A 26449-nucleotide genomic window follows, 5' to 3' on the forward strand; every position below is an offset into this window, starting at 1 on the left:
TTATGATGCAACACCAAGAATGTCATCAAGCTGTGCTTGCAACGCCTCTAAACCGACACGTTGAGTAAAATCAAAGAAGTTCTCGTTCTCTTCTTTGTTGTCTTTGAAATAACGAAGAAGTTCAGCCAAAACTGGAGCGATGTTTTCAGCTTCAATTTTCCCTTTAAGCTTTTGGTTAAATTGAGCCACGTCTTTTTCAAGCGTTCCACCAACGTGAATCTCAAACGCTTCAACCATTTTCTTATCTGCATTTTTCATTTTAATCCCTTGAAGTCCAATATCAGCAATTTGCCGTTGACCACAAGAATTCGGGCAACCAACCATGTGAATGCGAACAGGAACATCAATGGATAATTCTTCATCAAGGTATTCTGCAACACGGCGCATTCTCTCTTTTGTTTCGACAAGTGCTAGGTTGCAATATTCAATCCCTGTACAGGATACAGAGTAGCCGATAAAGTTCTTAGGCTCAAGCTTAATGCGCTCGAACAACTTCTCTTGGAGAAGGGCTTCAACTTTTTCATTTGGCACATTCGGTACAACAAGGTTTTGTGAATTACATGTTCGAATTTCGCCATTTCCATAGTCACGAGCAATTCGTGCCAGATCAAACCATTCTGCGCTATTCATGCGCCCTACTGGTACGTTAAAACCAACGTAGCTAAGACCTTCCTGCTTTTGTGGATGAACGCCGTAAAAATATCCCGCATTCCATTCTTTTACTTTATCCGTTCCTTTAGAAGGGAGATTACCAACAAGTTCAAGCACCTTTTCCTTAAATGCTTCTGGTCCCCAATCAGCCATTAAGAACTTCAAACGTGCACGATGACGCTTCTCACGGTAACCGTGGTCACGGAAAATCGTTGTAATTGCAATTGCCACTTCCTTTACTTGCTCAGGGCGCACAAAAATGTCAAGCTCTTCTGCTAAGTATGGCTTTGCTGAAAGACCGCCACCCACTTTCACATGGAACCCGACAACCTCTTCACCATCAATTTCCTTTACAGCTGGTGTGAAAGCGAGACAGTTAATCCGGTCATGACCAGCATTGTGAATGTTTGAAGAAATTGACATTTTGTATTTGCGAGGTAAATTTGAAAAATCAGGGTTCCGATTAAAATAACGGAACACATCTTCCACAATTTCACGTGTGTCGATTAATTCGTGTGGATCGATGCCTGCAAGAGGGTTTCCAACAATCGTTCTTGGAATATCTCCACATGCACCAACAGATGAAAGACCAACGCTTTCTAAACGTTTGAAAATGTCTGGAATTTGTTCAATTTCTAGCCAGTGGAATTGGATCGCTTGCCGTGTCGTAATGTCAATGACATCGCGGCCGTAATCGCGTCCAATACCTGCAAGCACTTCCGCCTGATCATTCGTAATAATACCTGAAGGGATATTCACACGCATCATGAAATATCCGTCTTCCTTTGGTTTTTGCAAATAAAGACCAGCCCACTTAAACAAGCTCCAATCCTCTTCCGGAATTGAGGCAAAACCTGTTTTTGCATATTTTTCAATATCATCTAAAATTTCTAAGCCGTCTTTTTCAAGCTTTTTTAATTCATCCTTACTTAATTTGCTTGGGTCTTTCGCCCACACCTTTTCGTAAGCCATCCTCGATTCTCCCCTTCACTATTAAAGCTTGTTGTTTTCCTTCAAATATTGAACAATTTGCTCAACCGATTGCTCAATGCTCTGTTGGTCCGTGTCGATGATAAGCTCTGGCTGTTCTGGCTCTTCATAAGGAGAACTAATGCCTGTAAAATCAGGGATTTCCCCCGCTCTCGCTTTGACATAAAGTCCTTTCGGATCGCGTTTTTCGCATGTTGCTAAGCTGCACCGAACATAAACCTCGATAAATTCGCCTTCTTCAACAATAGAGCGAACTCGGTTACGATCTTCCTGAAAAGGGGAAATAAACGCTGTCGAAGTAATCATGCCTGCATCAACAAAAAGCTTCGCTACTTCACCAATTCGACGAATGTTCTCTTTTCTGTCTTCCTCACTAAAACCGAGTCCTGCATTTAGACCATGCCGAATGTTATCGCCATCTAGAACGTAGCTATTCTTACCCTCTTCATGTAAGCGTCGGTCAAGCGCATTAGCTAATGTTGATTTGCCTGAACCAGATAATCCAGTAAACCAGATAATACAGCTTTTATGGTTGTTTCTTTTTTGACGTTCTTCTTTCGTAACGCTCGCTTCGTGCCAGACGATATTTTGATTGTGAGAAGATGTCATCCTTCTCCCTCCTCCCCACACTTAATTCTGATTTGTTTACTCTGTTTTCAAGATAGACTTCAACGACCTGTTTGTCAATACAAATTTGCTAGATGCCGCCACCTTGATCATGTGTTGCTCGCTTTTCCTGTCTTGCAGAATGGATCAAGCTAACCGATCCAACAGTTGCAATAAAAACACTTAAAATAACAACAAATGTATAAATATCCGCCTGTAAAAACAACAGAATAAGCCCATACGACATGACAAGGGCAAATACAGGTGACACAACCCACACTTTAACAATTTGCTTAATAATGCTTTTTTGCCAAAGCTTAAACCCATTCTCAGCTGTTCCAATTCCAACAATGGCTGATGTCGTAATTTGTGTGAGTGGCACAGGTAAACCAAAGATTGATGCAATAACGACAAGCGTTCCCCCTGTAAGTGACACTGTACTCCCTTGCAATAGCGATAAATTTGTGATTTTCTTTCCGTTTGTTTCGAGAACTTTTCCTCCCAATACCAAAGCTCCAAGGGCAACAAAAATTCCTCCAAGGACAACTGCTGTGCTTACGTCCATCAATCCTGCTCCAACAAGGGGACCCACTGCATTGGCCACATTGTTCATCCCTGCTGCAAACGCTTCAAGGCATCCACTAATAATTAAGAGAAGAATGAGCCAACGGCGCCATTTTCCTTTTCCTTTTAAAGCCGGCCAGCGTTTTTCTGCTTTTTGAATCAGTTTTCCCGCTCCAAGTGCGATAAAATAAGCAACAAACGGAATAATTAACCAAAATGAGACAATGACAAGCAAAGCGTTTACATACAATGCTTGATAGGCAATTCCCGCACCAACAATGGCACCAACAACCACTTCACTAGTCGATAGTGGAATACCTAACATGTTTGCGATAAATAAGGTAAGACAAGCTGCACCTAGAATGATGATAACAACTTCAACTTGGACAATATCGGAAGGGATAATCCCACTGCCGATCGTCCTTACAACTTCTCCACCCGCTAATGCACCTAGAAAGGCGCAAATGCCGACAAGGATCATAGCAACTTTTTTTCGTTTAATTGCACCACTGCCATAGGCAGGACCCATTGCAGCCGCTGTTCCACTTGCCCCTATGTTCATCGCAAAAAACAATGCGATGGCGAAGGCGATCGTTGTCAGCATACGCACTCATCCTCTCAAATTAAACCTCAATCTTTTCTTTTTCTTCCATTCCGCGGATGAGAACCTCTACCACTTCTTTCCGACTAAACTCAGGCGGAGGCGTCACTCCGTTTTTGAGCATTTCACGAACCTTAGTACCAGAAAGAATAACATGATCCTCTTTTCCATGAGGACATGTTTTAGTAGACGCCATATTTCCACACGCATTGCAATAAAAACTGTGTTCAAAAAATAGCGGCGTAATACCTAACTCATCTTCAGTGAAATTGCGGAAAATTAATTGTGCATCATACGTACCGTAGTAGTCGCCGACACCTGCATGATCTCTGCCAACGATAAAATGGGTGCAGCCATAATTTTTGCGAACCATTGCATGAAAAATCGCTTCTCGCGGCCCGGCATAACGCATTGCCGCAGGGAATACTGCCAAAAATACTCGATCCTTTGGATAATACCGTTCAAGCAATACTTCATAGCTCTCCATACGGACATCTGCAGGAATATCATCCGATTTTGTTTCACCGACTAATGGATTCAAAAAGAGACCATCGACAATTTCAAGCGCTGATTTTTGAATGTATTCATGGGCGCGATGAACAGGATTTCTTGTTTGAAAGCCAACAACACGGTTCCATCCCTTTTCTTCAAACGTTCTACGCGTTTCAACTGGGTCCAAATAATAGGCTTGGAACTTCTCATGTTTTACTCGCTTTACGAGAACAACGGAGCCACCTAGATAGACATTTGGACGCTCGTATAATTTTTTCACACCAGGGTGGGCCTCATCCGTCGTACCATATACAAGCTTTGCTTCCCGGTTTTTATCTGGCGTATATACTTCTTCTAATGTAAGCACACCATATGTTGCTCCGTTATAATTGAGTTTGATTTTATCGCCGAGAGCAAGCTGCTCCGCTACAACTTCCGTCACTGGGAGAGTAATTGGAATACTCCAAACCGTCCCTTCCTTCAAACGCATGGACTCAACAACTGATTCGTAATCTTCCTTCGTTAAAAAGCCTGTGAGCGGGCTAAACGCACCGATACCAATTAACTCTAGATCTGAAAGTGCAAAAGCATCCAGTTCTACGACTTTCTCAATCTCAGTTAGGTTGTAATTTTCATCAAAACGTTGAATTAATGTTCCTCCGTGTGGTTGACTTAGTGGCATGTATGATTCCTCCCCATTTTTATTGATGTAATCCACATTCTGTCTTTGTCGTATTTGCCCAGCGACCGCTCCGCTCATCCTCACCCTCTTTTACTGGCAGGGTGCAGTGCTCACAGCCAATACTAGGATAATTTTTATCATGAAGCTCGTTATAAGGAAGCTTATGAAGCTTGATATACATCCAAATCTCTTCATTTGTCCAATGAATTAAAGGACAAATTTTGATTGATTGAAACCGTTTATCTTCATTGACAAATTGTGTATTTTTCCGTGTTGGTGATTGTTCTCTTCTTAGCCCAGACATCCAAGCTTTATAGTTAGAAAGCTCTTTTTCAAGAGGCTGTAATTTTCGTATTTGACAGCATAAATCTGGCTTTCGTTCCCAAAGCCGGTCACCATGGACCTTTGCTTGTTCATCTGGTGTTAGCGCTGGTTTTACGAGCTTTAGGTTGAATGACGGATATCGTTCTTTTACTTTGTCAATTAATTCGTACGTTTCTTTAAAATGAAAATCTGTATCTAAAAATACGATCGAGGCATCTGGCTTAACCTTGCTAATTAAATCGAGCAAAACCATTCCTTCCGCCCCCATGCTACAGGCATATACTAGCTCTTCTTCCCCAAATGTGTTATAGGCCCATTTAATGACATCGAGGCTATCTTTCTTTTCCAATCGCTCGTTTGCTTCCTGCAAGTTAAGATCAACTGATTGACTCAACCTACTCCCTCCTCTTCGATACTTACCGTTTTCCATCCATACTTATGAGCTTTTTTTTACTTTCAAAAATAATCTGTTTTTAAGCTGCGTCTCACCATAAAAAAATTCGACCTACCAACGTTTTTTAAGACGGTCGACCCTTTCATCACAACACATTAAAAGCATGGTTTAATTCCTTGTAATTTCATATGATTTATTAGTTTAATAGTATTCTATCCATCTTTCTCCAAAATGTCAATCTGTTTTTAGTAGGAATATACAATGGTTTTCACTTTAACAACCCTTCATAGTAATGGTTATATAGAAACTCTTTATGAAAAGCTACTTGTTAATGCAAGAAAATGACGGGTGCAGTCGTTTTTATAAAAAAAATAAAACCGAGTTACACTCTCGGTTTTATTGAGTAATGGTGCCTTGTACATTTTCAATTGTTATTTCTCCACCACGTTCAAGCACCGTTACGTCCCCAGTTACTGAATTTATCTCTATTTCTCCGGTTCCACTTCGAATGTCAAGTGAGCCATCAATATTCGTTATGTCGACGTTGCCAGAGCCAGTAATAACACTCATATTTCCTATTACATCATCGATAACAGTATCCCCTGAATTACTATTTATACGAATATCTCCAGTCATTTGCGTCAGATTTAATCGGCCAGCCCCATCTGTAATTTCCACATTCCCTTGAATACCGTGTAATTGAAGTGGCCCTGATCCGTGGTTAATTTTTAAATCCCCAACATGCCCTGACAGGAGCAATTCCCCTGCCCGCTGCATTAACTCGATGGACAATCCGTTCGGCACTAAAATCTCTAGATGGACCCGTCCTTCCACTGCTTGGTCTGCCCGATTTACTCGTGTTAGTAAGTGTGCCACCGTTCCCTCTTTTTCTAACTCCAAGCTTGTTGATTGTTCTCGGAATTGCTCTGCTTCTTCTTCAGATTCTCCAACCGTTTGAAACGTTGCTTTAACTTGGATTTCATTGATGTCACTACTTCCTGTTATCTCGACATTTCCTTCATCCAAATCCAACATAAATGATGATAAATTCCCAGCGTCGAGTGTATAGGCGTCTTCTTTCACAACCGTCACGAGGTTGCATGCCGTTAACATAAGTAAACTGCCTACAAGCAATCCCATATACAACCAATGTATTCGTTTCATGTTCGCCTCTCCAATCTATTTGTCCAAACTTAAACGTATCAAAAAAACGATATAGCAACAAGAAAAAAGACATATGCTTTCCCATCTAATCTGTTGATTTCACGAAATGTTCACGTTCAGGCAATGAAATAATTTGCGCTGGTGGCTTCGTAATGGTTCGATGTTCTACCACGTATCCTTGCTTTGCTTTTTGTACAAATGTCCCCTTTGAGATCGGTCGTGGTGTCGACCACATGAGTGATCCTATGTTTTGCCACGTATCTTGGGTAATGATTTCTTGCTTGTAGTAATAACAATTCCCTGAAGGATACTGTTCACAAATATATTTTACTGTATGCTTTGAATGCATAGGACCACCTCGTTGAACCATAGAATAATATGAAGTGTTCCCTAAAAAGCCAGATTTAGTATACCACTTTCGAGACCGGTGTTTTTATGGAAAAGAGTACAGAGCGTCTGTTTCAGCAAAAAAGCAATGGAACCCTTTTGCTCATACCCCCGACCAAAGGTACAGAGAAATGACAGGCTTGTCTCCATCCCGCGTGGAAGAGCACTTGCTCGTGAAGACTTCTGTAAAAATGACTGTGTTCACATTTCTTGACAAATTCTTTCCGTTCCCATTAGTATGGATTTAGAGTACTTGTAGCGTTAAGAAAATACCTTATAAAGAAGTGATGATGCATGATGCAAAAACTATCAGCTCAAAACATTATGGACAATGAAATCAAAGAACTTGTCATTCCGTCTGAAAAGGTTGCTCATGTCCAGCTTAACAACCCTCTTGAACATGCCCTTCTTGTACTTGTTAAATCAGGCTATACTGCAATACCCGTTCTTGATACGAGCTTCAAATTGCACGGTTTAATTAGTAAATCTCTTATCCTAGATTCACTGCTTGGACTAGAACGCATTGAAATGGAACGTTTGAATGAACTAAAGGTCCAAGATGTTATGGAGGCTAGCATCCCCTCCATTCACCATTCCGCTACGTTTTCAAAAGCATTAACCTTGTCTATTAACCATCCATTTATTTGTATTTTGGACGATGATGGCTCATTTCTTGGCATTTTAACCCGCCGGTCCATCCTCGCTCTTATCAACAGATATTTCCACAAGCTAAAATCATAGTTTTTCAGTGTGCTTACATTTTATTTTATTCCACTCCCCGTGATAAACTAATTAATATCTTTTTCAAAGGAGTGGGTACATTGAAACGAGCATTGTTCTCACCGTACGAAGTTAAGGGCGTTACATTAAAAAATCGGATTGTTATGTCCCCAATGTGTATGTATTCATGTGATACGGAAGATGGAATGGTCCGTCCTTTTCATCACACCCATTACGAGAGCCGTGCAGTCGGCCAAGTCGGTCTCATTACCGTTGAAGCAACAGCCGTTACAGCTCAAGGTCGTATTTCCACAAGAGATTTAGGGATTTGGAATGACAAACACATTCTAGGTCTTCAAGAAATCGTGACCCGTGTTCAGTCTCACGGAGCAAAAGCGGCCATTCAACTTGCCCACGCAGGACGAAAAGCGGTCGTTGATGGACCAATTCTTGCTCCATCGGCAATCCCTTTTGATGATGAAAGTAAGATTCCTGAAGAAATGTCCATTGATGACATTCATGCAACCGTAGAAGCTTTTCGCTTAGGTGTGCTTCGCGCCAAAAAAGCAGGATTTGACATCATTGAAATTCATGCTGCTCATGGCTATTTAATTAATGAATTTTTGTCACCTCTAACCAATAAACGGACAGATGATTACGGCGGGAGTCGTGAAAACCGTTACCGCTTTTTAAAAGAGATTCTTTCAGCCGTAACCTCAGAATGGGACGGTCCATTATTTGTTCGTATTTCTGCAGATGAATATACAGATGGCGGAAATACAATGGAGGATTTTATCCAGTTTGCGAAATGGATGAAGGTGCAAGGAGTTGACCTTGTTGATTGTAGCACTGGCGCTGTCGTTCCAGCAAAAATCTCTGTTTATCCTGGCTACCAAGTGCGTCATGCAGAATCCATTCGCAAAGGTGCCAGTATTCCTACAGCTGCAGTTGGCATGATCACATCAGGTGTACAGGCTGAGGAAATCCTTCGAAATGAACGGGCTGATTTAATCTATTTGGCTCGTGAACTGCTACGGAATCCGTATTGGCCACGTGATGCAGCCAAAGAGCTCGGTATTAGCATTGAGTCACCGGTTCAATATGAACGTGGCTGGCAGCAGTAACGAAGTTGAAGATTGCTTTCGTATTCATCTTAACCCGTGCTCACATCGCACGGGTTAATTGTTTAACTGCCTTCCCTCGATCACGAAACATTTTTGTTAACAGTTTATTTACAATAAATGTTGGAATGGTCGCTTCATATTCGACCGTATCCTTCATCAACACTCGTTCGCCGCTTTGTTCAAAAGCATGAATATGTTTCCATGCAGTGAAAGGGAATGGGGGCTTTATCGCCTTATCAATAAAAAAATGTGGCGCTTTCACTTCTTCTATAAGAGCCTCCCACATAACCGATACACCAGCAACTCCTATTTTCATTTTGATCGTATTGCCTTGAATCGTTTCTGGGTTTGATAATAACGTAATTTTCGGCAATCGTGTAATTTTTACTAAATTGTCTGCTGTTGAAAAAAATCCCCACACTTCATCTAGCTGTGCATCAATCACGGTTTCATAATGAAAGGTTTCTTTTCCCATATTTATCACTTCTCCTCTTTCGCCTATTATAATCGAAAAACCGAGTGAGCCAAAATAATAAAGGTGTGACCAATTTGAATGGACGAATTTTTATTTCTGGGCTTTTGCTTGCAGGATTTCTGCTCTGGATGAGCTTTAGCTGGCAACCTATCGATTTTTGGGTGCTATTTCCCCTATCACTAGCGTTTCTGACAGCGTATGCCTACTTTTTTGAACAAATCGAAATTACCTCCCTGTCAAAAAAAGAATGGCTTCTTGGGCTTTTCAGTGGTGCACTAATTTATGTGGGATTTGCTTTTGGAAAAGGAGTAATTGTTGCCACAGGTCTTCCTCTTCTCGAGCAATTGGAATCACTCTATGAGCTTGTCCGACCACGAGAAACCTGGCACTATCTATTACTTTTCATTATTGTCATTCCAGGGGAAGAATGGTTTTGGAGAGGCTTTGTCGTGAAGCGACTTAAACAAAGACTGACCCCAGTCCATGCAGCCCTTATCGGGACACTGCTTTACGCAGGAGCGCATCTTTTTGCAGGGAGTCTATTACTCGTACTCGCAGCGTTGCTTGCCGGCTTTATTTGGGCTTGGCTTTATGTGAAAACAAATAATTTAGGGGTCCCTATCGTTTCCCATCTTCTGTTTGATCTTTTATTACTTATCATTTTCCCGCTTATCTAGAAAAGCATCAATCTCACGAGAACAGACAACCCACTTTTTCATATGATACAGATGACTGATTCTTGAAGGGGAGTGATTGATTGGTACAAAAAGCATGGGGAGTCGATTCGGCAGCAGCCTACACAGAGGAATTATACACATGTGTTAAAAATAATTTTGGAAATCCGAAATATTGGGGGAGGTATTTAACTGATGTACCAAATGTTTCAGCGGGGTTGACGAAACAAGAAATCGAATTAATTCGAGAAAAAGGAATTAAGATCCTACCGATTTACAATCTTTTTTCCGAAGCAATCGGATACGAAAAAGGGCAAATTACAGCGAGGAATGCTGTTTTTCATGCCAGAAGGCTAGGGATTCCAACAAACATCGCCTTATTTGCAAATGTCGAACGCTTTTTTTCGGTTGACGAAGCCTGGATACGAGGATGGATGGGTGCACTTTTTCCAACTGGTTACAGGCCAGGTATATATCATGACCCTATAGAAGGTCCATTTTCTGAAGCGTATTGTCTGGCCTCTCAAAAAGATCCGAAAGTAGCGGAACAAACGATCCTATGGAGCGCTGAACCTGAGATAGGGATAACCAATGAAAGGAATGCTCCAGACTATAAACCTGCTTCCCCAAATTGTAAAGCGAATGTCTGGATTTGGCAGTATGGAAGGGATGCGAAAGAATGCCCAATTGATACGAATTTAGCTGACTCAAGACTATTATCATATTTGTATTAAAAAACTGATAGGCACCAGTCTAACGGCAAGAATCACTGGAAACTTTGACAGAAAACGTATTTAGTTTTCGTAGGAGGAGTTGAAGCGGCCTTGAGCCCCCTGGCTCCTTTAGCTAGACTTCTAGGGGCTGGAACATAACGAACGTGTAAATTTGAAAATGTGAACAATCCACAACCTTAGCGGAGGAAATAGACGTAGACTCCTGTGGGATCAAAATCAAAGGCAAGGGTGAGACCCCACAGTGCCTAGGCACGAGGAGGCTCACCAGCTGCCCGCGAAAAGCGAAGGATATTTCCGAAGCGATTGCTATGCATCAACGATCATGACGTTCGGATTTCTCATCAATAAAAACTCCTTTGTCCCAGCCTCTCTATATGAGTTGTAAAGACCGCTACAAGCTAGTTACTAGATCCCATTTTTCGAGATTATTTATGATTATATAAATAAATGGAAGCCAGCATAAGAATAATAGCAATGACTTTTTTTGTATCTAAAAGGAAGGTTTGACCACCAAATAGGCCAAAATGGTCAATCATCGCAGACATTAAGATCTGACCTGCAATAATAGAGAAAAAAGCAGCTGTTACACCAATCTTCGGCACGGCCATGACCATCACAAAAACATAAAAAGCACCGAGCAACCCACCCATCAATTGCCCTTTTGGTACTTCAAAAACAGCTAGAAGGTTTCCTTTCCCAAAAAACAGAACCACAAAAAACAATGCGACCGTTCCGATTAAAAAAGAAATAAACGCTGCCTCAATGACTCCTAGCTTTTTTCCTAAACCTCCGTTTATGACTGCTTGTATTCCGATAGCGATTCCACCAGCTAATGTCATCAATAGATAAAACCATTGCACTCTTTTCATCCCTTTCTTTGTTCATTTCTACATTGATTGTTCCATTCATTTCTCTCAAAAATAAGATAATTTAACAACTCTCCTACAAATGCAGTAAACCCTTCTTTACCTCTTCTGAGCGACTTAATTAGAAACCCGCATGAGCAGCTTCCTCTTCCCACTTGGATGAAAAAAAGTTCGTCAAGTAATGCTGAGAAACCTTTCAATAAAGGGATGTGAGCGGAAGGGCTTCATCGTTTTATCACCTGGCACACAAGCTTCGTCCCCTTTTCCACAAAAAAAAGTTGCGATAGAGCAACTCTTTAGGCGTATATATTAACAAGAAGGCCTTTAATTTCACCAACCATGCTTAAAATATCGAGCCCCTTTTTTTCTTTAGCAAGGACCGCATCTGTTAAATCAAGTAGCTTCCTGTCAACCTCCTGGACAATTTTATAGATCTTTGTTCGTCCTCGGCGATTAAACCCACGGCGTTCCTCTAATTTCAGACCAAGATCAACGGCATCCTGGATAAATTCCTTTACAAGCTGCTTATATTTTCGAAGCTCATCAACGGTGCGTGAGTCAGCCAATACCTTTCCTTGATCATCAATTTTCTGCATCAATTGACTTAAGCGTTCATATGCCTTATCATCCCGCTGTTTCCCCATAACCTCAGCGAATGAGACACGAGCAGTTGGTTCTTGCTTTTTGCTTTCAGCACGTGACAAGCCCGTTCTGCCAATTCGTTGTACGTCCATTTTGTTCCCGCCTTTACTAAGTTCCTTCTATTGTACCATAGCTGTTTCGTACACAAACCTATCAGTACGTACTTTTTTTATGAAGAAAAAGATGAAGGATGTTCCTCCTCCATCTTTCCACTTTTTATTGCAGTAATTGTAATACGCCTTGTGGCAATTGATTCGCCTGCGCAAGCATCGCTGTTGCAGATTGATTTAAAATGTTATTACGGGTAAACTCCGTCATCTCTAACGCCATATCTGCATCACGAATCCGTGACTCAGACGCCGTTAGGTTTTCATGCGTAATTTGTAAGTTGTTAATGGTGTGCTCCAAACGGTTTTGAACTGCACCTAGCTTCGCCCGAGCATCAGATAGACGTGTGATCGCTTGATCAAGGGCAAAAATGGCCTGATTTGCGCCGGCATGGGTAGTCACATCAATGCTTTCAATGCCCAATGTAACGACGTTCATTTCTGGAATGTCGATCATCACCTGCTGGTTTGTATTTGGTCCGATTTGGAACGCTAATGCATTGTTAATAACAGAGAATTCTGTTGTGTTTGTTGCGTCAGAAACAGAAAGGCTACTGTCAATCTTAAACCCAATTCCACCGTGCTGAATCGTACCATTCTTTGAAGTAAGCACCTTCGCAAAAACCGTATTTTCATATGTCGAACCAGCCTTCATTGGGTCCTTATAATTGATGGAAAACTCCGCTTCCATTTCTAAAGAAACCTTCACTGTTCCTGCACCAGTAATTTTCCGTGTGTTGATTTCAAGACCACCGACCTGAACAACCTCTGAACGAGGAATGACTAAGTCTTTAAATGTAAGAGGATTTGATGTCCAATCATCAAAATCATCTAGTCCCACTGCCGTAGCTGGCATAGGAGGAGTAGCCAATTCAGTTATTTGAATCTCTCCATTATTATCAGTTAATTCATACTCTGTTCCATCATTTGCCAAACCATACAAATCAGTTCCGTCATAAAACAGCTCTAATTCTTTGAAATTACCCGGAGTGATTTCAAACAGACCAACGATATTTCCAGCCGTGCTTCTTTGATAATCTCCCACTTGAACGGCTTTTGTTTCAATTGGTAATCCATCAGGGCCTAACACCTCGAGCCTTGCACCTTTTGGATCCGTTGTTCCATCATAGTTACGAATGTTAATCGTATATTGTCCTAGCGCGTTCTCGTCTGCTAAATTGGCAAATGAAACGTCTGAAGCTGCCCCAAGTCCTCCAGCTGATTGAATCATTTCAACCTTCTCTTTAACATTTCTCACGTCTAATCTGTAATCACCAGACTTTAAGTTTGCATCAACGACCTGTGGAAATTCAACAAGGTTTGCATTGTTCGTCGTATTGATATCTACAAATGTCGTCAATACCGCAGATGAGCCATCTAAAAGCTTCCTTGTGTTAAATTCTGTTTTTCGAGAAATGTCATCAATTTCTAACTTCAGTTGGTCAATTTCCTTTTGAATTTGTTCACGGTCATATTCTGTATTCGTATCATTGGACGCTTGCACAGCTAGCTCACGCATCCGTTGCAGCATAGCGTGCACTTCTTGCATGGCACCTTCCGATGTTTGCATAAGAGAAATTCCGTCCATCGCGTTTCGTTCAGCCATTTTAAGGCCGCGAATTTGGGAGCGCATTTTTTCAGAAATTGCAAGGCCTGCAGCATCATCTGCTGCACGGTTAATACGGAGTCCAGAAGATAGCTTTTCAAGGTTTTTTGACGTTTGAAATTGGTTTTTATAAAGGTTGCGATATGCGTTCAATGCTTGAATATTATTGTTTATTTTCATTCAGGTTACGTCCCTTCCTAATTGTCATACATGACATTATTTTCATAGACGCTCGCCTTTTGACGTAGCGATTTAGGCTGAATATCCTGTTTTGTTTTCATCGCTTCATTCCAGGCTCCCATAATAGAAGTCAACAGTTGGATAAGCTCTTGAAGGATAGCTTTATCTTTTTTGTAGTTTGCTTCAATGATCTTGTCGGCCATATAATTGTACAGCTGATCGAGCTGATCTGCGACAATCCCTGCTTCATAATTGAGTCCCGCACCTAAGCGATGTACAATATCACTTGCTTTTTGCAGTGACTCGTTTGCAGTAACGTAATCTTTTTCATCGATTTGCTGAATCGCTTGCTCCAAATTATTGTAACACGCTTCATACAATAGAGAAGTTAATTCTTCTGGAGACTTCTGATAAATGGCTTCATTTGTTAAAAACTGTGACAACTAGGTCACCTCCGCCTTCTTTGCTCTATTGTTAGTATCGGATTAGATGAAGAAGAAGTTAATATTTTTTTTCCATTTCCTCAATAAGTAACAAAATTTCGGCCATCACTGAGTATAATTGGGGCGGAATATTATCACCTAAGTCCATATCTAATAAATTTTCAACGAGAAGCGGGTCTTCTTGCATATGAATTTGATTTTTTTTTGCTAATTGTATAATTTGATTGGCAATCTGACCTTTCCCCTGGGCGACGACTTTGGGTGATCCACCCTCATCTTCATCATAGCGAATCACTGCTGCTGTCGGCCCATTCACATGCCGACGCTGCTTTTGATTAAAATGCTTGGAAATCATCATATTTTAAAATCAAACCCTTTCTCAGTAAAAATCGGCTGCTGGGTTTCTGCGGTATTATTTGCTTTTACTCCTTGTTGTTCCTTTGACTCTGACGTCATTTTCGCAAACTTAATGCTGGAAATTGAATAACCAATTTCAGAGAGTCGTGTCGTCGTAAGCTCGACGAGTGGCTCCATTTTTGTCGCAAAATCATTTTTGTCATTTTTCAGTGTAACGGACAGGTTTCGATCCGCCACTTGAACGAGAATGCCAATTTCACCTAACTTTTTCGTTTCCATTAAAAAATAAAGGCTACAGTTTTCCCAATCTACTTTCTGTCCTTCGCTTCGCGAGTTCACAAAGACTTGAAGATTTTCCACTTTTTCTTCTAACAAAAACGGCAGGTTCATAAATAAGCTCTGCAAATTCCCTTGTTGGTCTGATTTGCTTAAAAGCTGCTGACCTGTTATGTTCGAAAGGGCTTGATTGGCCAACTGCTGAGCTCTTGAACCTTCTTCCTCTCCCCTCAACAGCTGGAGTAACGCTGCTTTCAAGTTTTGCTGACTTCCTTGCTGCTGTCCATCTCTTCCTGAAGCAAATTGCTGAGCCATTTCACTATCCCGATTTATACCAAGACCACGAACTGCTTCAAGCATTCCCCTTGCCGACTGGTCTTGCCCCAATGCCCTTATCGATTCGGAGAGTTGAGCTGGTAGCTGGGGTGGCTGATTTGAGGCGCGCTCTGACACATAGTGCATGACTTTCGTTTCAGAAGGCTTGAAATTGATTCGTTCAATAAGCTGCTTCACTTCATGAACGATGCGACTTGCTTCTTGAGCTTGTCCACGACTTAACAGCTTTTTTGCTTCCGCTAGCTGGCTACTTGCTTGCATCAGCTGCTTTTCCTGTTTCATTGACGCAAACAGCATCATTTCACTTTTTAAAATCGCATGATCAAGCTTGTTAATCGTCGTTTCAAGCAATGGTTTTGTCTGGGCATTTGCTTGACTACGAAATTGCTCCATTAAGCGATGAATTTGGTCTAAACTTCTTGTCACATCTCGTTGAAAAAGTTTGAAGGATTCTGTTAACTCAGCAAGCTTTTGCGTGACCGTCGTCACCGCAATGCTTTTACTTCCAAGCTCAACGCTTGTCTGAAACTGCTCATTCCCTTGGTACACTTGACCTTGATTCGCTAATGACGCATCTTTTGCAACCATTTGATTTTCAAGCTGCATAAGTAGGTTCCCGACATTTTGTCTTGCTGCAAGCTCCCTTCCTTGCTCCTTTAACTGAAGGGCTTCTGCTAGGCTGGCCTCCACCACAGGGGTAACTGCAGAAAAGGAAGGAAGCTGGGAAAGGGTCGACTGAACCGACTGTAAAGCTTTTTCAAAGTTTCCTTCCCGCTGTATCTGCTGCTGTGCTTTTTGAAAAATATCACGAATGGTTGGACCTATTGGTGTCATTCCACCACTCTGCCGCTGCTCAAGCTTTTCTAATGCTTGACTTAATTGTATGCGGCCTTCTTCACCGATTTTTGGAAGCTGTTGAAGCAGTCTCTCAAGCTGTTGTCGAACTTCTGTTGGCAATCCTTCCTTTTGAAGAAGCATAATGATGCGATCGTGAAGTGGCTCTCCAGGTACTCTACTAACTCTATTATCAGTTTGTGATCGATCACGTGGTTGAATTTGAAAATCCCGATTCAACTCCCGTGCTAAATCCTGAAGCACCTCATTTATTGGACGTCCGTGAAGGGCTTCATGAATGGAACGGAGATGGGTCGCAGTAAGCTCTAAGCTTTTATTGGCTAGAGCTTGAACCGTATTTAACCTCTCAGACGCTGTTCCTTCATTCATAAATCGTTGCAGCTCACGAATCCCCTCATTTGTTAGCGAAATGCCCTTATCAATAAGAATCTGAACAGCTTGAATAAGCTCAGATGAGGGTTGCCGCATCCCCATGCTCTGTAAAACGGTTTGAGCTTGACCTTGCCGCTGTCCTTGTAATGGAGGTGTTCCTTTTGTTTCTTCCGTCACAGCACGAACTTGAATCGTTTCACCTTTCGGATCGGTGACTTGCACCATAACCCGATCACCTTCAGGAATTTTCCCTTCAAAAGTGGCTGTTATTTCCCGACCGCGTATGGTTAATACCGCTTGGTTGTCTCCTTTACGTTCTTTAATGGTAGCACGATAAATCTCACCTTTTCGAACCGGCACTTGCTGTTGGGCTGGTTGCTGCTGCGATGTTATTTGGTTGCTGATCTGCATGCCATTCACGCTCCCGAACAAATTCTCTATAGTTGTTATCGGAGTAATTGCTCGATTTCTTAATAGCTTTTATGTTTAACTACCCCTTGCCCATCATCTCAAAATACTCAAAAGTGGGTTCTTTTCTAAATGGAATAGAAGTTTAAATCTAAGTAGATTTCCATTAAGGAGCTACGTCCGAGAAAGCTCCTTCACTTCCTCACGAGCTCCATAGCTCACTTTACGATAAAAACTCACCTGTTTTAAAATGGATTGATGATCTCATCCTCATCATTGACTAAAAAATCTCGTTGTAGGCTGGTACCTCTAGTTGCATGGGTTCCCTTTTCTTGCCGTAAGAAAAGATCATTCCCTTTAATGACTGCTTTTTCACCAAAGCGGCTTTTTAATTCCTCGACTGCTTTCGATAACCTATCCTTTTTTATTTCTTGTTCGTATTGGAACAAATCTAATTGTTTATACGCATGCTGCTCCTCGATTAAATCATAACCAGTAATGCCGAGAAGGCGAATAGGCTCTCCATTCCAATGCTTGTGCAACAATGCCAAGGCTTCATGATAAAAATCGTCCTTAAACTGAAGGGGATTTTCGACTTTTCGGCTACGTGTAATCGTCTTCCTATCATGATAACGAATCGTTAGCTGTACACCTCTAGCAAACACCTTTTTGCGTCTCATCCGGAGATTAACAGCTTCGGACAGACGAACAAGATGTTGTTGGATGGTCTGCATGTTCACCGTATCTTCTTTTAAAGTTGTTGAATGGCCCACGCTTTTAAAATGATGAATCGAATCAGGATCAACAGGTCGATTGTCTTCCCCATTCGCTAAGCGTCGCAGTCTTTTTCCATTGATTCCAAATGCTTGTGATAGCAAGTGAATATCAGCCTTTGCTAAGTCACCAATTGTCTTAATGGAATATTTGTGAAATTTTTGAACCGATCGCTTTCCAATACCATGCATCTCTCCAATTTCCATTGGCCAAAGAATGTTTGGAATATCACGTTTTCTGAGAACTGTAATCCCTAAAGGCTTTTTCATATCACTAGCCATTTTTGCTAAAAATTTATTAGGAGCAATTCCAATACTACAAGGCAAATCCATTTCTTTCAGCAAACGAGATTGAATTTCCTTTGCTAAATCTATTGGATGCTTCTTCGATGTGCTTGAGGTCACATCGACATAGCCCTCGTCAATTGAAACAGGTTCGACGAGCGGCGTGTATTCCTGTAATAATGCAAAAAGCTTCCTTGATGCTGCTCGATACCTATCAAAGTTAGGAGCCATAATGATTAATTCAGGGCAGGCTCTTTTCGCCTGCCAGACTGGCATTGTTGTACGGACACCCCTTGCTCGCGCCTCATAGCTGCTCGTCACAACAATCCCTCGACGATCTTCTACACTTCCAGCAATGGCAAGAGGCTTTCCTTTAAGTGAAGGATTATAGGCCATTTCAACTGACGCATAAAAACTATTCATGTCAATATGAAGGATGATTCGCCCTTGTCCCATGAATTTCGAACCTCCATTTATTGTTCTTTTCATTATACGAAAAAATGTTCGTATTTAAAACAGCGCTGATACAATATGATTGTCATTACATAGCAAATGAGCCGTATCACAGTTCTGCGATACGGCTCATTTGCTTTTGGTCTGAAGCATTTATCTTGAATATAACTTCACACGAAAATCCAGAAGAGTAACACAATCACTATAGCAACAATTGGAATAATGACAATATAAATAAAGGAAAGATTTGCAATACTTTTACCACTCTCATAATTTGACCCATCAGCCCTTGTAAGCATTAATGTGACAACAAGTGCAATCACACACACAAACAAACCTAAAAAAATTAAAAAGTTCATCTCTTATCTCCTTTTAATCTATATCAAATATTTTGATTATTTTTTCTCACCAACTTGAATAATAAAATCAAATATTATAAAAAGTTAAATATTACCATTCGATCAACAAGCTCGGGTACAATCAATGCTATTCTCAAATATTTCAAGAATAACAAAAGGTTCGCTTTTGTGGCAAGTTAAATGATCCGAGAGCAAAAAGAATGTAATGGTCATGCATAAAAAAGTAAAACTCTGAAAGTTCTTGTAAATAACGATGGAGAAAAAGACGAATGTCGTTGAACTATGTTATGATTGATTTAGACAGTCAGCTTGGTCAGTCTTAAGTTGCGAAGGAGGGTGACCAAAGATGAGCAATGTCGAGTATGACCTTTTATACGAAAGGGTAAATGCTTTTATAAAGCTTTACCGACAAGAGCGAATTAAATCACCGACCATTGCAGAATTAGCTGATTTAGTCGGTGACACAGAAGAGAAAGTATTGGAATGTCTTGAATTCGGTAATCCTGTTTTTCAAGCACCTCATTACCTCCATTAACTGATATTTTTTGTCGAGTATATCTTTTTCATCCTTTCACGGACTCTTTGAACCTCCGTTTGCCCTGTTCTAGCCTCATATTACCCACGTACTATTTCCCCATAACCACTAATCATTGTACAGTCAGAAATCAGACAGTAAAATATAGTTTTTTAAACGAAAAAGCCATTACAAGGATCAATGTGTAATGGCTTTTTCGTATTTCTTAATGTGACACTTCTTTAGAAATGGCGACAATTGCTTCAGCCGCTTTTATTAATTCAGCGATCGGCATTTTTTCATTTTTTGTATGAATCTCTTCATAGCCAATCGCCAAGTTCACAGTTGGAATACCGAAGCCTGCAATGATGTTTGCGTCACTTCCTCCCCCACTTTTCAGCAATCGGGGAGTTCGATCAATTGCAGTCATTGCTCTTTTGGCAACCTCTACCACTTCATCCCCCTCACCAAGCTTATACCCAGGATACATCACTTCAACGTCCACTTTAGCAGTTGTTCCCATTTCGAGCGCTGTCTCTTCAAAAGCTGCTTTCATTCTCGCTACTTGGGCTTCCAGCTTTTCCGGTACAAGGGAACGGGCCTCAGCAAGAATGTTCACTTGATCACACACAATATTTGTTTGTGATCCACCTTCAAATCGACCAATGTTTGCTGTTGTTTCTCCATCAATGCGTCCAAGAGGCATTTTTGAAACAGCTTTAGCCGCAACAGTAATCGCTGAAATTCCCTTTTCAGGAGCTACACCAGCATGAGCTGTTCTCCCGTTCACAACCGCCTTTACCTTTGCCTGGGATGGTGCTGCGACAATAATATCTCCAACAGGACCATCACTATCAAGTGCGTAACCAAACTTTGCTTGGATAAGCGTTGGATCTAATGCTTTTGCCCCTGCCAGTCCAGACTCTTCGCCTACTGTAATAATAAATTGAATCACTCCATGCTCAATGTTTTGCTCCTTTAATACTTTGATTGCTTCAAGCATTGCAGCAATTCCAGCTTTATCATCCGCTCCAAGAATTGTCGTTCCATCTGTCACAACATACCCATCTTTAATCGAAGGTGTCACGTTCTTTCCTGGTACGACTGTATCCATATGGGACGTAAAATAAATTGCATCAACCCCTTCTTTAGTTCCAGGTAATGTACAAATAAGATTTCCAGCTGAATGCTCTGTTTTCGTTGCTGCATCATCTTCTATCACATCAACGCCTAGCTCTTCGAATTTTGCTTTTAAAATAGGAGCAATCTTATCCTCATGTTTTGTTTCAGAATCAATTTGAACAAGTTCAAGAAATTCCTCAACGAGTCTTTGTTCGTTAATCATCTAGTAAGCCTCCATCATTGTTCTCTACGTTGATGTTACAGGATTTCTTTAATATTTTCAGCTTTTTTGCCCGAAATTATTGCGGGTCATCTTTTTCACAATATTCATACAAAACACCTCGAGCCGATCTTGGGTGAAGGAAAGCAACCTTCATTCCATTAGCACCTGGAACAGGCTTTTCGTTAATCATTTCGACACCATTTTCTTTTATCTCAGCAATCCGTTCTTCAATATTTTGAACGCCTAAAGCAATATGGTGAATCCCTTCACCACGCTTCTTTATAAATTTTGCAATTGGACTCTCCGCCGACAGAGGCTCCAGCAATTCAATTTTTGATTCTCCTAATTTTAGGAAGGCGATTTTTACACCTTGAGATGGAACTTCCTCCATCCCAAGAAGCTGCAACTTCAAGCTTCCTACATAAAACGGGAGAACTTCCTTTATCGAGGTAACTGCAATTCCGATGTGGTCAATTCTTCTTGCTTTTTCTGTCATTCTCGCTCACCTCTCTGTTGTTTCGGATTTCTTCTCTATCATACATAAATTCTTGGTAACGATTCCATTTTCCTGCTTTTCCTAGAGAAATCCCCTATAGACCTTGTCCAAATGCTCATCTCTAAGTACAATAGTTAAGAAGTAGGATGATGCTGGAGGAGGGACAAACATGCCACGTAAGTTTCAAAAAACGATTATATACATTATGATTATCACACTTGTTCTTGGTAGTCTATTAATGGGTGTCTCATTTTTCTAGACATTGACAATCATAAGTAAGAGGCTGACAAAAGGTCAGCCTCTTTTGATTTTAGGTTCTATTTTTTACATTGCTCCATATAGACGGGCAAGCGTTTCAAATGAGTCACCTGAACTCACAATTAACACTTTTGTTCCGAGGGGTACCTCTTCATAAAGAATCTCCACCTGCTCATTTGCCATACGGACACAGCCTGCAGTAATAGACTGACCAATTGATTGAGGTTGATTTGTTCCATGGATTCCGTACGTGCGCCCATCTGATCCCCGCGCGTCAAAGCCAATCCAGCGTGAGCCCAGAGGATTTTCAACTGCCCCTCCCTCGATATTTTTCTTTCGATAATAGGGTTCCGTTGCTTTTACAGTCACTGTAAAAAGACCTTCAGGTGTTCTGTCTTCTTCCTTTCCAGTCGCCACAGCGAATGTTTTTTTGATCTCTCCGTCATGGACAAATGCCAATTGATTTGTCGAGATGTTCACAATGACAAACGGGTCCCCGACTGTCGGATTTTCCCCGAGCGGCCATAGAGGGGAAGCTACAAGGACAACGAGAAGCATTAGGAAGCCTTTCATAGTTAGCCCCTACCTTTCAACATTGTTTTTGTTAGCTTCCCCTATAAATTATTTGCTATCCTCTTCCTTATACAGTGACTCTTTAATCAGTAAATATTCTTCTAGCTCATGCATGACATAAAAAAGAGCAGAACGAATTTGAAATTCTTTATGCGTAACTGGCAGGGGCATTTGGGCAAAATTTTCGCGAATCTCTTTTAGACGCTGTAAAAAATAAGGAACGGTATTAGTAGGACTTACCGCTTTACTAAGTTCTTCTAAGAAATCTGCAATGGTTTCATTTTGTTTGACTGTTTCGTCCATCGATGAGAGGAAAGGAATAATCCGTTCAATGATTTCAAATTGTCTTTCTCTCATTTTGAAATAATGGTAAAAATGATCCTCATAGCGAACAAGATGGTTATTTATATTTCTTAAAGCGACATTTTTTGCTTTTTGAATGAGGTTAGCCGTCTCATGAATTTCCTGACCTTTCCAGTCACTTTCTCCATGGCGAACGTACAGCGCCAATTCGCGGAGCATGACTTTAAAGTTTTCTTCGATGTTACGTTGGTAACGTCGTAAATCCCGATCAATATTTGGCATATACAAATTCATAACAAGAGCGACACCAATACCAATAACGATGATTAATAATTCATTTAAGAAGATCGCAAGAGATACTTCTCCAAACATTAACACATGAAGCATAATAACTGTACTTGTGACAATCCCTTCTTTTAAATTGAGCCATACAACGGTCGGAATAAATAAAAGCAAGAGCAAAGTCAGTGTCCATGGTTCGTATCCAAGTAATTCAAACAATATAAAGCTATAAATAAGTCCAATGATTCCTGCAGCCAACCGTTGCCAGGCTGCTCGAAGTGAGCTTTTTCGCGTAACTGAAATGCATAAAATTGTCAGAATCGCAGCAGATGAATAAAACTCCAACCCTAGTGAACGGGCGATTAAAATGGCAATGCCTGCACCTAAAGCTGTTTTCAATGTACGGTAACCGATTTTAAGTTTCATGAATGCACCTTTCCCTGTTTTTTGTTCATTCTATCATACAAGCGTTGTTGAGCAAGTAACGAAAACACAAGCCTCTCACTATTATTCACCAAAAGGTCAGAACAAACATCGATCGATTAAAGGAAAAACAAAAAGACTTGCAATGCAAGTCCCCTTTACAATACTTTGTCCAAGAAATCTTTTGCCCGTTCTGTTTTTGGAGCTGAAAAAAATTCATTCGGCGGTAAGTCCTCCAATAGGATTCCTTGATCCAAAAATAGCACCCGATCGGCAACTTCTCGCGCAAACCCCATCTCATGGGTAACAATAGCCATTGTCATGCCACTTTCAGCAAGGTCTTTCATAACAGCCAAGACTTCCTTCACCATTTCAGGGTCAAGGGCAGATGTTGGTTCATCAAACAGCATAACCTCAGGGTCCATTGCAAGCGCCCTGGCAATTGCTACACGCTGCTTTTGTCCCCCTGATAAACGAGTTGGATACTCGTCTCTCTTTTCATACAAGCCGACTTTTCTTAATAAATCTTCAGCTTTTGCTGTTGCATCACTCTTTGAGACATCTTTCACCGTCATCGGTGCATAGGTTAGATTTTCCAATACTGTCATATGTGGAAAAAGATGAAAATGTTGAAAGACCATCCCGATTCCTTGTCGTGCTTTCATAACGTCTGTCTTTGGGTTTGTCATTTCATAATCTCCAACCCATATCTGGCCAGATGTTGGCCTCTCCAGAAGGTTCATACAGCGAAGAAAGGTTGATTTTCCTGAACCGGATGGACCAATGACTGCAACTACATCTCCTTTATGAATTTCCGTTGAAATTCCTTTGAGCACCTCTAAGGAGCCAAACGATTTATGCAAATCTTCAACTTTAATCACTACGTTTTAATCTCCTTTCAAGCATGCGGCCGATTATCGTAAGAATCATTACTAAAACATAATAAATCAGCGCAACAAACAACAGCGCCTCGAAGGAACGAAAAATTTGTGCATTAACAACTTGTGCTCGACGCATTAAGTCCATGACGCCAATGACTGATACAATCGCTGATTCTTTCGTTAAATTAATAAATTCATTAAAAAGTGCCGGTAAAATATTTTTTAAAGCCTGAGGTAAGATAATTTTCAACATCATCGGACGAGCCGGAATGCCTAGCGCTTCTGCGGCTTCCCTCTGTCCTTTATCAACCGCTTGAATGCCCGCACGAATAATCTCAGAAACATATGCCGCTGAGTTTAAACTGAAGGCAAGGACCCCTGCTGTATAAGCATTGATATCAATCCCAAATTGAGGCGGTGCAAAGTAAATAATCATTAATTGTACAATTAAAGGTGTACCACGAAAAACAGACGTATAAGCGTCTGCAAGAAAACGTAAGATACGGTTCTTACCAATTTTAAATGTGGCGAGCACCGTTCCTAAGGCTAATCCTAGTAATATTGAAACAGATACAAACTGTAACGTGACCCCGATCCCTTGTAGCATAAAAGGGATAAAGGGCACAATTTGGGAAAAATCCAAATTCATGCCCATTTCATTCCTCTCTAAAACAAATATTTATTCCTTACTCATCTGTGTCAAGCCATTTAACAATTAATTCATCGACTGTTCCATTTTCAATCAATTCATTTAATTTTTCATTAAACGGCTCAACAAGCTCACTACCCTTTGGAAAAGCAATGGCAAACCCAGACTCTTCATCTACACCCATTTCAAATGACGTTAATCCGTCTTGTGCAGCAACATAACCCTCTGCGACCTTATCTTCAATAATTAAAGCATCAAGACGTCCTGCAAGTAATTCTTGAATTAAATCAGGAATACGATCTCTTGTTTCAATCGTTAATTCCCCTAGTTCCTCTTGCAAGTCTGCAGCAGTTTCCTCTTGAATGGAACCAAGCTGTACACCAACGCTTTTTCCAATTAAATCTTCAATCGAAGCAATACCACTGCCTTCAGGAACAACAATCAAGTTTGCCGCTTCATAATACGTATTGGAAAAATCAACGTTTTCTCTACGATCGTCCGTTGCAGACATGGCTGACATTACAAAGTCAACACGCTCAGACTCAAGTGCAGCAATCAAACCATTAAAATCCATGTTCATGATTTCAAGCTCATAGCCAAGCTCTTCTGTAATTAACTCTGCAAGCTCGATGTCAAAACCAACATACTCTCCCGTTGTAACATCAACAGATTCGAACGGCGGGTAATCAGCAGATGTACCCATAACAATTGTACCGCCAGCTTCCTCTGTCGGTGCTTCTTCTGCATTTTCTGCAGGTGTTTCTGGCGTTTCTTCAGCCGGCTCTTCTTCGCTTGTCCCACATGCAGCAAGCAAACCTAGTGATAGGATTGCCGACATTCCTAATGTTAACCATTTATTTTTTTTCATTAAAAAATTCCCCCTATGAATTTATTCTCGTAATGTAATATTTATTCAAGTGTATGTATCTTAACACATGCTTCTTTTTTTTTGAAGTACTTTAGCAAAAATTATCCCGTCATTATTATTTACAGAATATTCGATTCGGTTCAACATCTAATTCAGTCCCTATTTGACACCTTATAAGCTTTAAATCCTTCCAAAACAAATGAGTCGATTCCTTTATTCCAATAGCAAAAAATTGAACAAAAGAGGGTATCTTAATCAATGATAATAGCCTTTTCTATCATCTTTTATTTTAGATTCGCTCGCTTTGTATTCATCATTCTCCACATTTAAGCTAGAATATCTTATAATAATGCTACATTTTGATTTGAAAGGTGAGAGCGTGCATGCCTTTTCGACGTGAAGATGCGTTTCGTTATACATTTGAAGATCCGCTTAAGTCAACTTTTCGATTGATCAAAGCCGATGAAAAGAACATTCGTAGTTCTGAGGGAGAAATGTGTATTCTAGATATTAGCCCTGGCGGTATTCGAATGTCTACTACGTATGAACTACCTGATCCAGAGGAAACAAGCCTATTTTTAGAAATCGATCTTCCGATCAATGAAGCTGCTTTAGTTATGAGAGGAGAAGTCGTATGGAAGAAAAGCTATGCTTCTTCTTTCGAATACGGAATTAACTTTCATAATACAGAAAAAGAGCGCCAAATGATTGTTGCCGAATTAAAAATCTACGTTAAACGTCATTTAAAGTTAGGAAAATAAATCCCTAGTTTGCTTCGTTTTTTCATGTATGTATTTTATTTTACCTCCTTTACCGGCGGATTCTCTATACTACATTAAGGAGGATTAAATGGACCTAATTCTTGTTGTTGCTCTTGGGGCACTCATTGGTATTTTTTCTGGTTTTTTTGGTATTGGAGGAGGAATGATTTTAACACCTCTTCTTCTGCTAATAGGT

General features: G+C 40.7%; 30 protein-coding genes. 7 read left to right on the forward strand and 23 right to left on the reverse strand.

All coding sequences use genetic code 11. From position 1 onward, the window contains the following. From BLT_RS0113140 to BLT_RS0113170, 7 genes are all read right to left on the reverse strand, one after another. Positions 1 to 1623: a nitrite/sulfite reductase gene (locus BLT_RS0113140; protein ID WP_017728242.1), complete on the reverse strand. Its 1623-nt coding sequence runs from the start codon at positions 1621 to 1623 to the stop codon at positions 1 to 3. Between the two features lie 21 nt (positions 1624 to 1644). Further along, entirely contained in the window at positions 1645 to 2250 is a 606-nt protein-coding gene (gene cysC, locus BLT_RS0113145; protein WP_017728243.1) for an adenylyl-sulfate kinase, read from the reverse strand. 88 nt (positions 2251 to 2338) lie between these two features. After that, the gene (locus tag BLT_RS0113150; RefSeq protein WP_017728244.1) at positions 2339 to 3415 is read right to left on the reverse strand and encodes an inorganic phosphate transporter; all 1077 of its coding nucleotides are present in this window, start codon (positions 3413 to 3415) and stop codon (positions 2339 to 2341) included. A gap of 19 nt (positions 3416 to 3434) precedes the next feature. Then, the gene (gene sat / locus BLT_RS0113155) at positions 3435 to 4586 is read right to left on the reverse strand and encodes a sulfate adenylyltransferase (protein WP_017728245.1); all 1152 of its coding nucleotides are present in this window, start codon (positions 4584 to 4586) and stop codon (positions 3435 to 3437) included. A 19-nt stretch (positions 4587 to 4605) separates the two neighbouring features. After that, a complete protein-coding gene (locus BLT_RS0113160; protein ID WP_017728246.1) occupies positions 4606 to 5304 on the reverse strand; it encodes a phosphoadenylyl-sulfate reductase in 699 nt (232 codons plus the stop codon). A 396-nt stretch (positions 5305 to 5700) separates the two neighbouring features. Beyond that, a complete protein-coding gene (locus BLT_RS0113165) occupies positions 5701 to 6468 on the reverse strand; it encodes a DUF4097 family beta strand repeat-containing protein (protein ID WP_017728247.1) in 768 nt (255 codons plus the stop codon). 85 nt (positions 6469 to 6553) lie between these two features. Further along, complete coding sequence (locus BLT_RS0113170) at positions 6554 to 6817, reverse strand: hypothetical protein (protein ID WP_017728248.1); 264 nt, start codon at positions 6815 to 6817, stop codon at positions 6554 to 6556. 335 nt (positions 6818 to 7152) lie between these two features. Between BLT_RS0113170 and cbpB the strand changes: the two genes are divergently transcribed. Both cbpB and namA read left to right on the forward strand, forming a co-directional pair. After that, the gene (gene cbpB / locus BLT_RS0113175; protein ID WP_026105115.1) at positions 7153 to 7596 is read left to right on the forward strand and encodes a cyclic-di-AMP-binding protein CbpB; all 444 of its coding nucleotides are present in this window, start codon (positions 7153 to 7155) and stop codon (positions 7594 to 7596) included. Between the two features lie 80 nt (positions 7597 to 7676). Further along, positions 7677 to 8699, forward strand: a complete 1023-nt coding sequence (namA, locus tag BLT_RS0113180; protein WP_017728250.1) for an NADPH dehydrogenase NamA — start codon at positions 7677 to 7679, stop codon at positions 8697 to 8699. Positions 8700 to 8739: 40 nt separating this feature from the next. Here namA and BLT_RS0113185 read toward each other — a convergent pair whose 3' ends face one another. Beyond that, positions 8740 to 9174 carry an SRPBCC family protein gene (locus BLT_RS0113185; RefSeq protein ID WP_017728251.1) on the reverse strand — a complete coding sequence of 145 codons (435 nt, stop codon included), beginning with the start codon at positions 9172 to 9174 and terminating at the stop codon, positions 8740 to 8742. A 65-nt stretch (positions 9175 to 9239) separates the two neighbouring features. Between BLT_RS0113185 and BLT_RS0113190 the strand changes: the two genes are divergently transcribed. Further along, the gene (locus BLT_RS0113190) at positions 9240 to 9851 is read left to right on the forward strand and encodes a CPBP family intramembrane glutamic endopeptidase (protein WP_394295515.1); all 612 of its coding nucleotides are present in this window, start codon (positions 9240 to 9242) and stop codon (positions 9849 to 9851) included. Positions 9852 to 9931: 80 nt separating this feature from the next. Further along, a complete protein-coding gene (locus BLT_RS0113195; RefSeq protein ID WP_017728253.1) occupies positions 9932 to 10582 on the forward strand; it encodes a glycoside hydrolase domain-containing protein in 651 nt (216 codons plus the stop codon). 425 nt (positions 10583 to 11007) lie between these two features. Here the strand turns inward: BLT_RS0113195 and BLT_RS0113200 are convergent, their stop codons facing one another. From BLT_RS0113200 to BLT_RS0113235, 8 genes are all read right to left on the reverse strand, one after another. Then, the gene (locus tag BLT_RS0113200) at positions 11008 to 11442 is read right to left on the reverse strand and encodes a DMT family transporter (RefSeq protein ID WP_017728254.1); all 435 of its coding nucleotides are present in this window, start codon (positions 11440 to 11442) and stop codon (positions 11008 to 11010) included. Positions 11443 to 11744: 302 nt separating this feature from the next. Beyond that, positions 11745 to 12182 (reverse strand): YaaR family protein, encoded by a 438-nt coding sequence (locus BLT_RS0113205; RefSeq protein WP_017728255.1) that lies wholly within the window; start codon positions 12180 to 12182, stop codon positions 11745 to 11747. A gap of 124 nt (positions 12183 to 12306) precedes the next feature. Next, a complete protein-coding gene (locus tag BLT_RS24505; RefSeq protein WP_017728256.1) occupies positions 12307 to 13983 on the reverse strand; it encodes a flagellin N-terminal helical domain-containing protein in 1677 nt (558 codons plus the stop codon). 17 nt (positions 13984 to 14000) lie between these two features. Further along, positions 14001 to 14426, reverse strand: a complete 426-nt coding sequence (fliS, locus tag BLT_RS0113215; RefSeq protein WP_017728257.1) for a flagellar export chaperone FliS — start codon at positions 14424 to 14426, stop codon at positions 14001 to 14003. 58 nt (positions 14427 to 14484) lie between these two features. After that, positions 14485 to 14784 carry an EscU/YscU/HrcU family type III secretion system export apparatus switch protein gene (locus BLT_RS0113220; RefSeq protein ID WP_017728258.1) on the reverse strand — a complete coding sequence of 100 codons (300 nt, stop codon included), beginning with the start codon at positions 14782 to 14784 and terminating at the stop codon, positions 14485 to 14487. Then, positions 14781 to 17033 (reverse strand): hypothetical protein, encoded by a 2253-nt coding sequence (locus BLT_RS0113225; RefSeq protein WP_017728259.1) that lies wholly within the window; start codon positions 17031 to 17033, stop codon positions 14781 to 14783. The genes BLT_RS0113220 and BLT_RS0113225 overlap by 4 nt, the downstream gene beginning before the upstream one ends. A 242-nt stretch (positions 17034 to 17275) precedes the next feature. Then, complete coding sequence (locus BLT_RS0113230; protein WP_017728260.1) at positions 17276 to 18544, reverse strand: DNA polymerase IV; 1269 nt, start codon at positions 18542 to 18544, stop codon at positions 17276 to 17278. A 167-nt stretch (positions 18545 to 18711) separates the two neighbouring features. Next, positions 18712 to 18900, reverse strand: a complete 189-nt coding sequence (locus BLT_RS0113235) for a hypothetical protein (RefSeq protein WP_017728261.1) — start codon at positions 18898 to 18900, stop codon at positions 18712 to 18714. 346 nt (positions 18901 to 19246) lie between these two features. On the opposite strand from BLT_RS0113235, the gene BLT_RS0113240 reads away from it, so the two are divergent. Continuing rightward, on the forward strand, positions 19247 to 19435 hold the full coding sequence (locus BLT_RS0113240; protein WP_017728262.1) for a hypothetical protein: 189 nt from the start codon (positions 19247 to 19249) through the stop codon (positions 19433 to 19435). A 205-nt stretch (positions 19436 to 19640) separates the two neighbouring features. Here the strand turns inward: BLT_RS0113240 and BLT_RS0113245 are convergent, their stop codons facing one another. Beyond that, positions 19641 to 20759, reverse strand: a complete 1119-nt coding sequence (locus BLT_RS0113245) for a M20/M25/M40 family metallo-hydrolase (RefSeq protein WP_017728263.1) — start codon at positions 20757 to 20759, stop codon at positions 19641 to 19643. A gap of 76 nt (positions 20760 to 20835) precedes the next feature. After that, positions 20836 to 21255 (reverse strand): methylmalonyl-CoA epimerase, encoded by a 420-nt coding sequence (gene mce / locus BLT_RS0113250; protein WP_017728264.1) that lies wholly within the window; start codon positions 21253 to 21255, stop codon positions 20836 to 20838. Between the two features lie 169 nt (positions 21256 to 21424). Between mce and prli42 the strand changes: the two genes are divergently transcribed. Further along, positions 21425 to 21514: a stressosome-associated protein Prli42 gene (prli42, locus tag BLT_RS23750; RefSeq protein WP_017728265.1), complete on the forward strand. Its 90-nt coding sequence runs from the start codon at positions 21425 to 21427 to the stop codon at positions 21512 to 21514. Between the two features lie 65 nt (positions 21515 to 21579). On the opposite strand, the gene BLT_RS0113260 is transcribed toward prli42, so the two are convergent. From BLT_RS0113260 to BLT_RS0113280, 5 genes are all read right to left on the reverse strand, one after another. Next, a complete protein-coding gene (locus BLT_RS0113260; protein ID WP_017728266.1) occupies positions 21580 to 22086 on the reverse strand; it encodes a L,D-transpeptidase in 507 nt (168 codons plus the stop codon). A 48-nt stretch (positions 22087 to 22134) separates the two neighbouring features. Further along, positions 22135 to 23097 carry an aromatic acid exporter family protein gene (locus BLT_RS0113265; protein ID WP_017728267.1) on the reverse strand — a complete coding sequence of 321 codons (963 nt, stop codon included), beginning with the start codon at positions 23095 to 23097 and terminating at the stop codon, positions 22135 to 22137. A 155-nt stretch (positions 23098 to 23252) separates the two neighbouring features. Beyond that, positions 23253 to 23975, reverse strand: coding sequence for an amino acid ABC transporter ATP-binding protein (locus tag BLT_RS0113270; protein WP_017728268.1), 723 nt, complete (start codon positions 23973 to 23975; stop codon positions 23253 to 23255). Continuing rightward, positions 23968 to 24624, reverse strand: a complete 657-nt coding sequence (locus BLT_RS0113275; protein ID WP_026105117.1) for an amino acid ABC transporter permease — start codon at positions 24622 to 24624, stop codon at positions 23968 to 23970. The genes BLT_RS0113270 and BLT_RS0113275 overlap by 8 nt, the downstream gene beginning before the upstream one ends. A gap of 37 nt (positions 24625 to 24661) precedes the next feature. Continuing rightward, positions 24662 to 25492, reverse strand: a complete 831-nt coding sequence (locus BLT_RS0113280) for a transporter substrate-binding domain-containing protein (RefSeq protein WP_017728270.1) — start codon at positions 25490 to 25492, stop codon at positions 24662 to 24664. Positions 25493 to 25875: 383 nt separating this feature from the next. On the opposite strand from BLT_RS0113280, the gene BLT_RS0113285 reads away from it, so the two are divergent. After that, the gene (locus BLT_RS0113285) at positions 25876 to 26253 is read left to right on the forward strand and encodes a PilZ domain-containing protein (RefSeq protein ID WP_017728271.1); all 378 of its coding nucleotides are present in this window, start codon (positions 25876 to 25878) and stop codon (positions 26251 to 26253) included. The last annotated feature ends 196 nt before the right edge of the window (positions 26254 to 26449 follow it).

The organism is Halalkalibacterium ligniniphilum (assembly GCF_000334155.1).
Taxonomy (GTDB): Bacteria; Bacillota; Bacilli; order Bacillales; family Bacillaceae_D; genus Halalkalibacterium; species Halalkalibacterium ligniniphilum.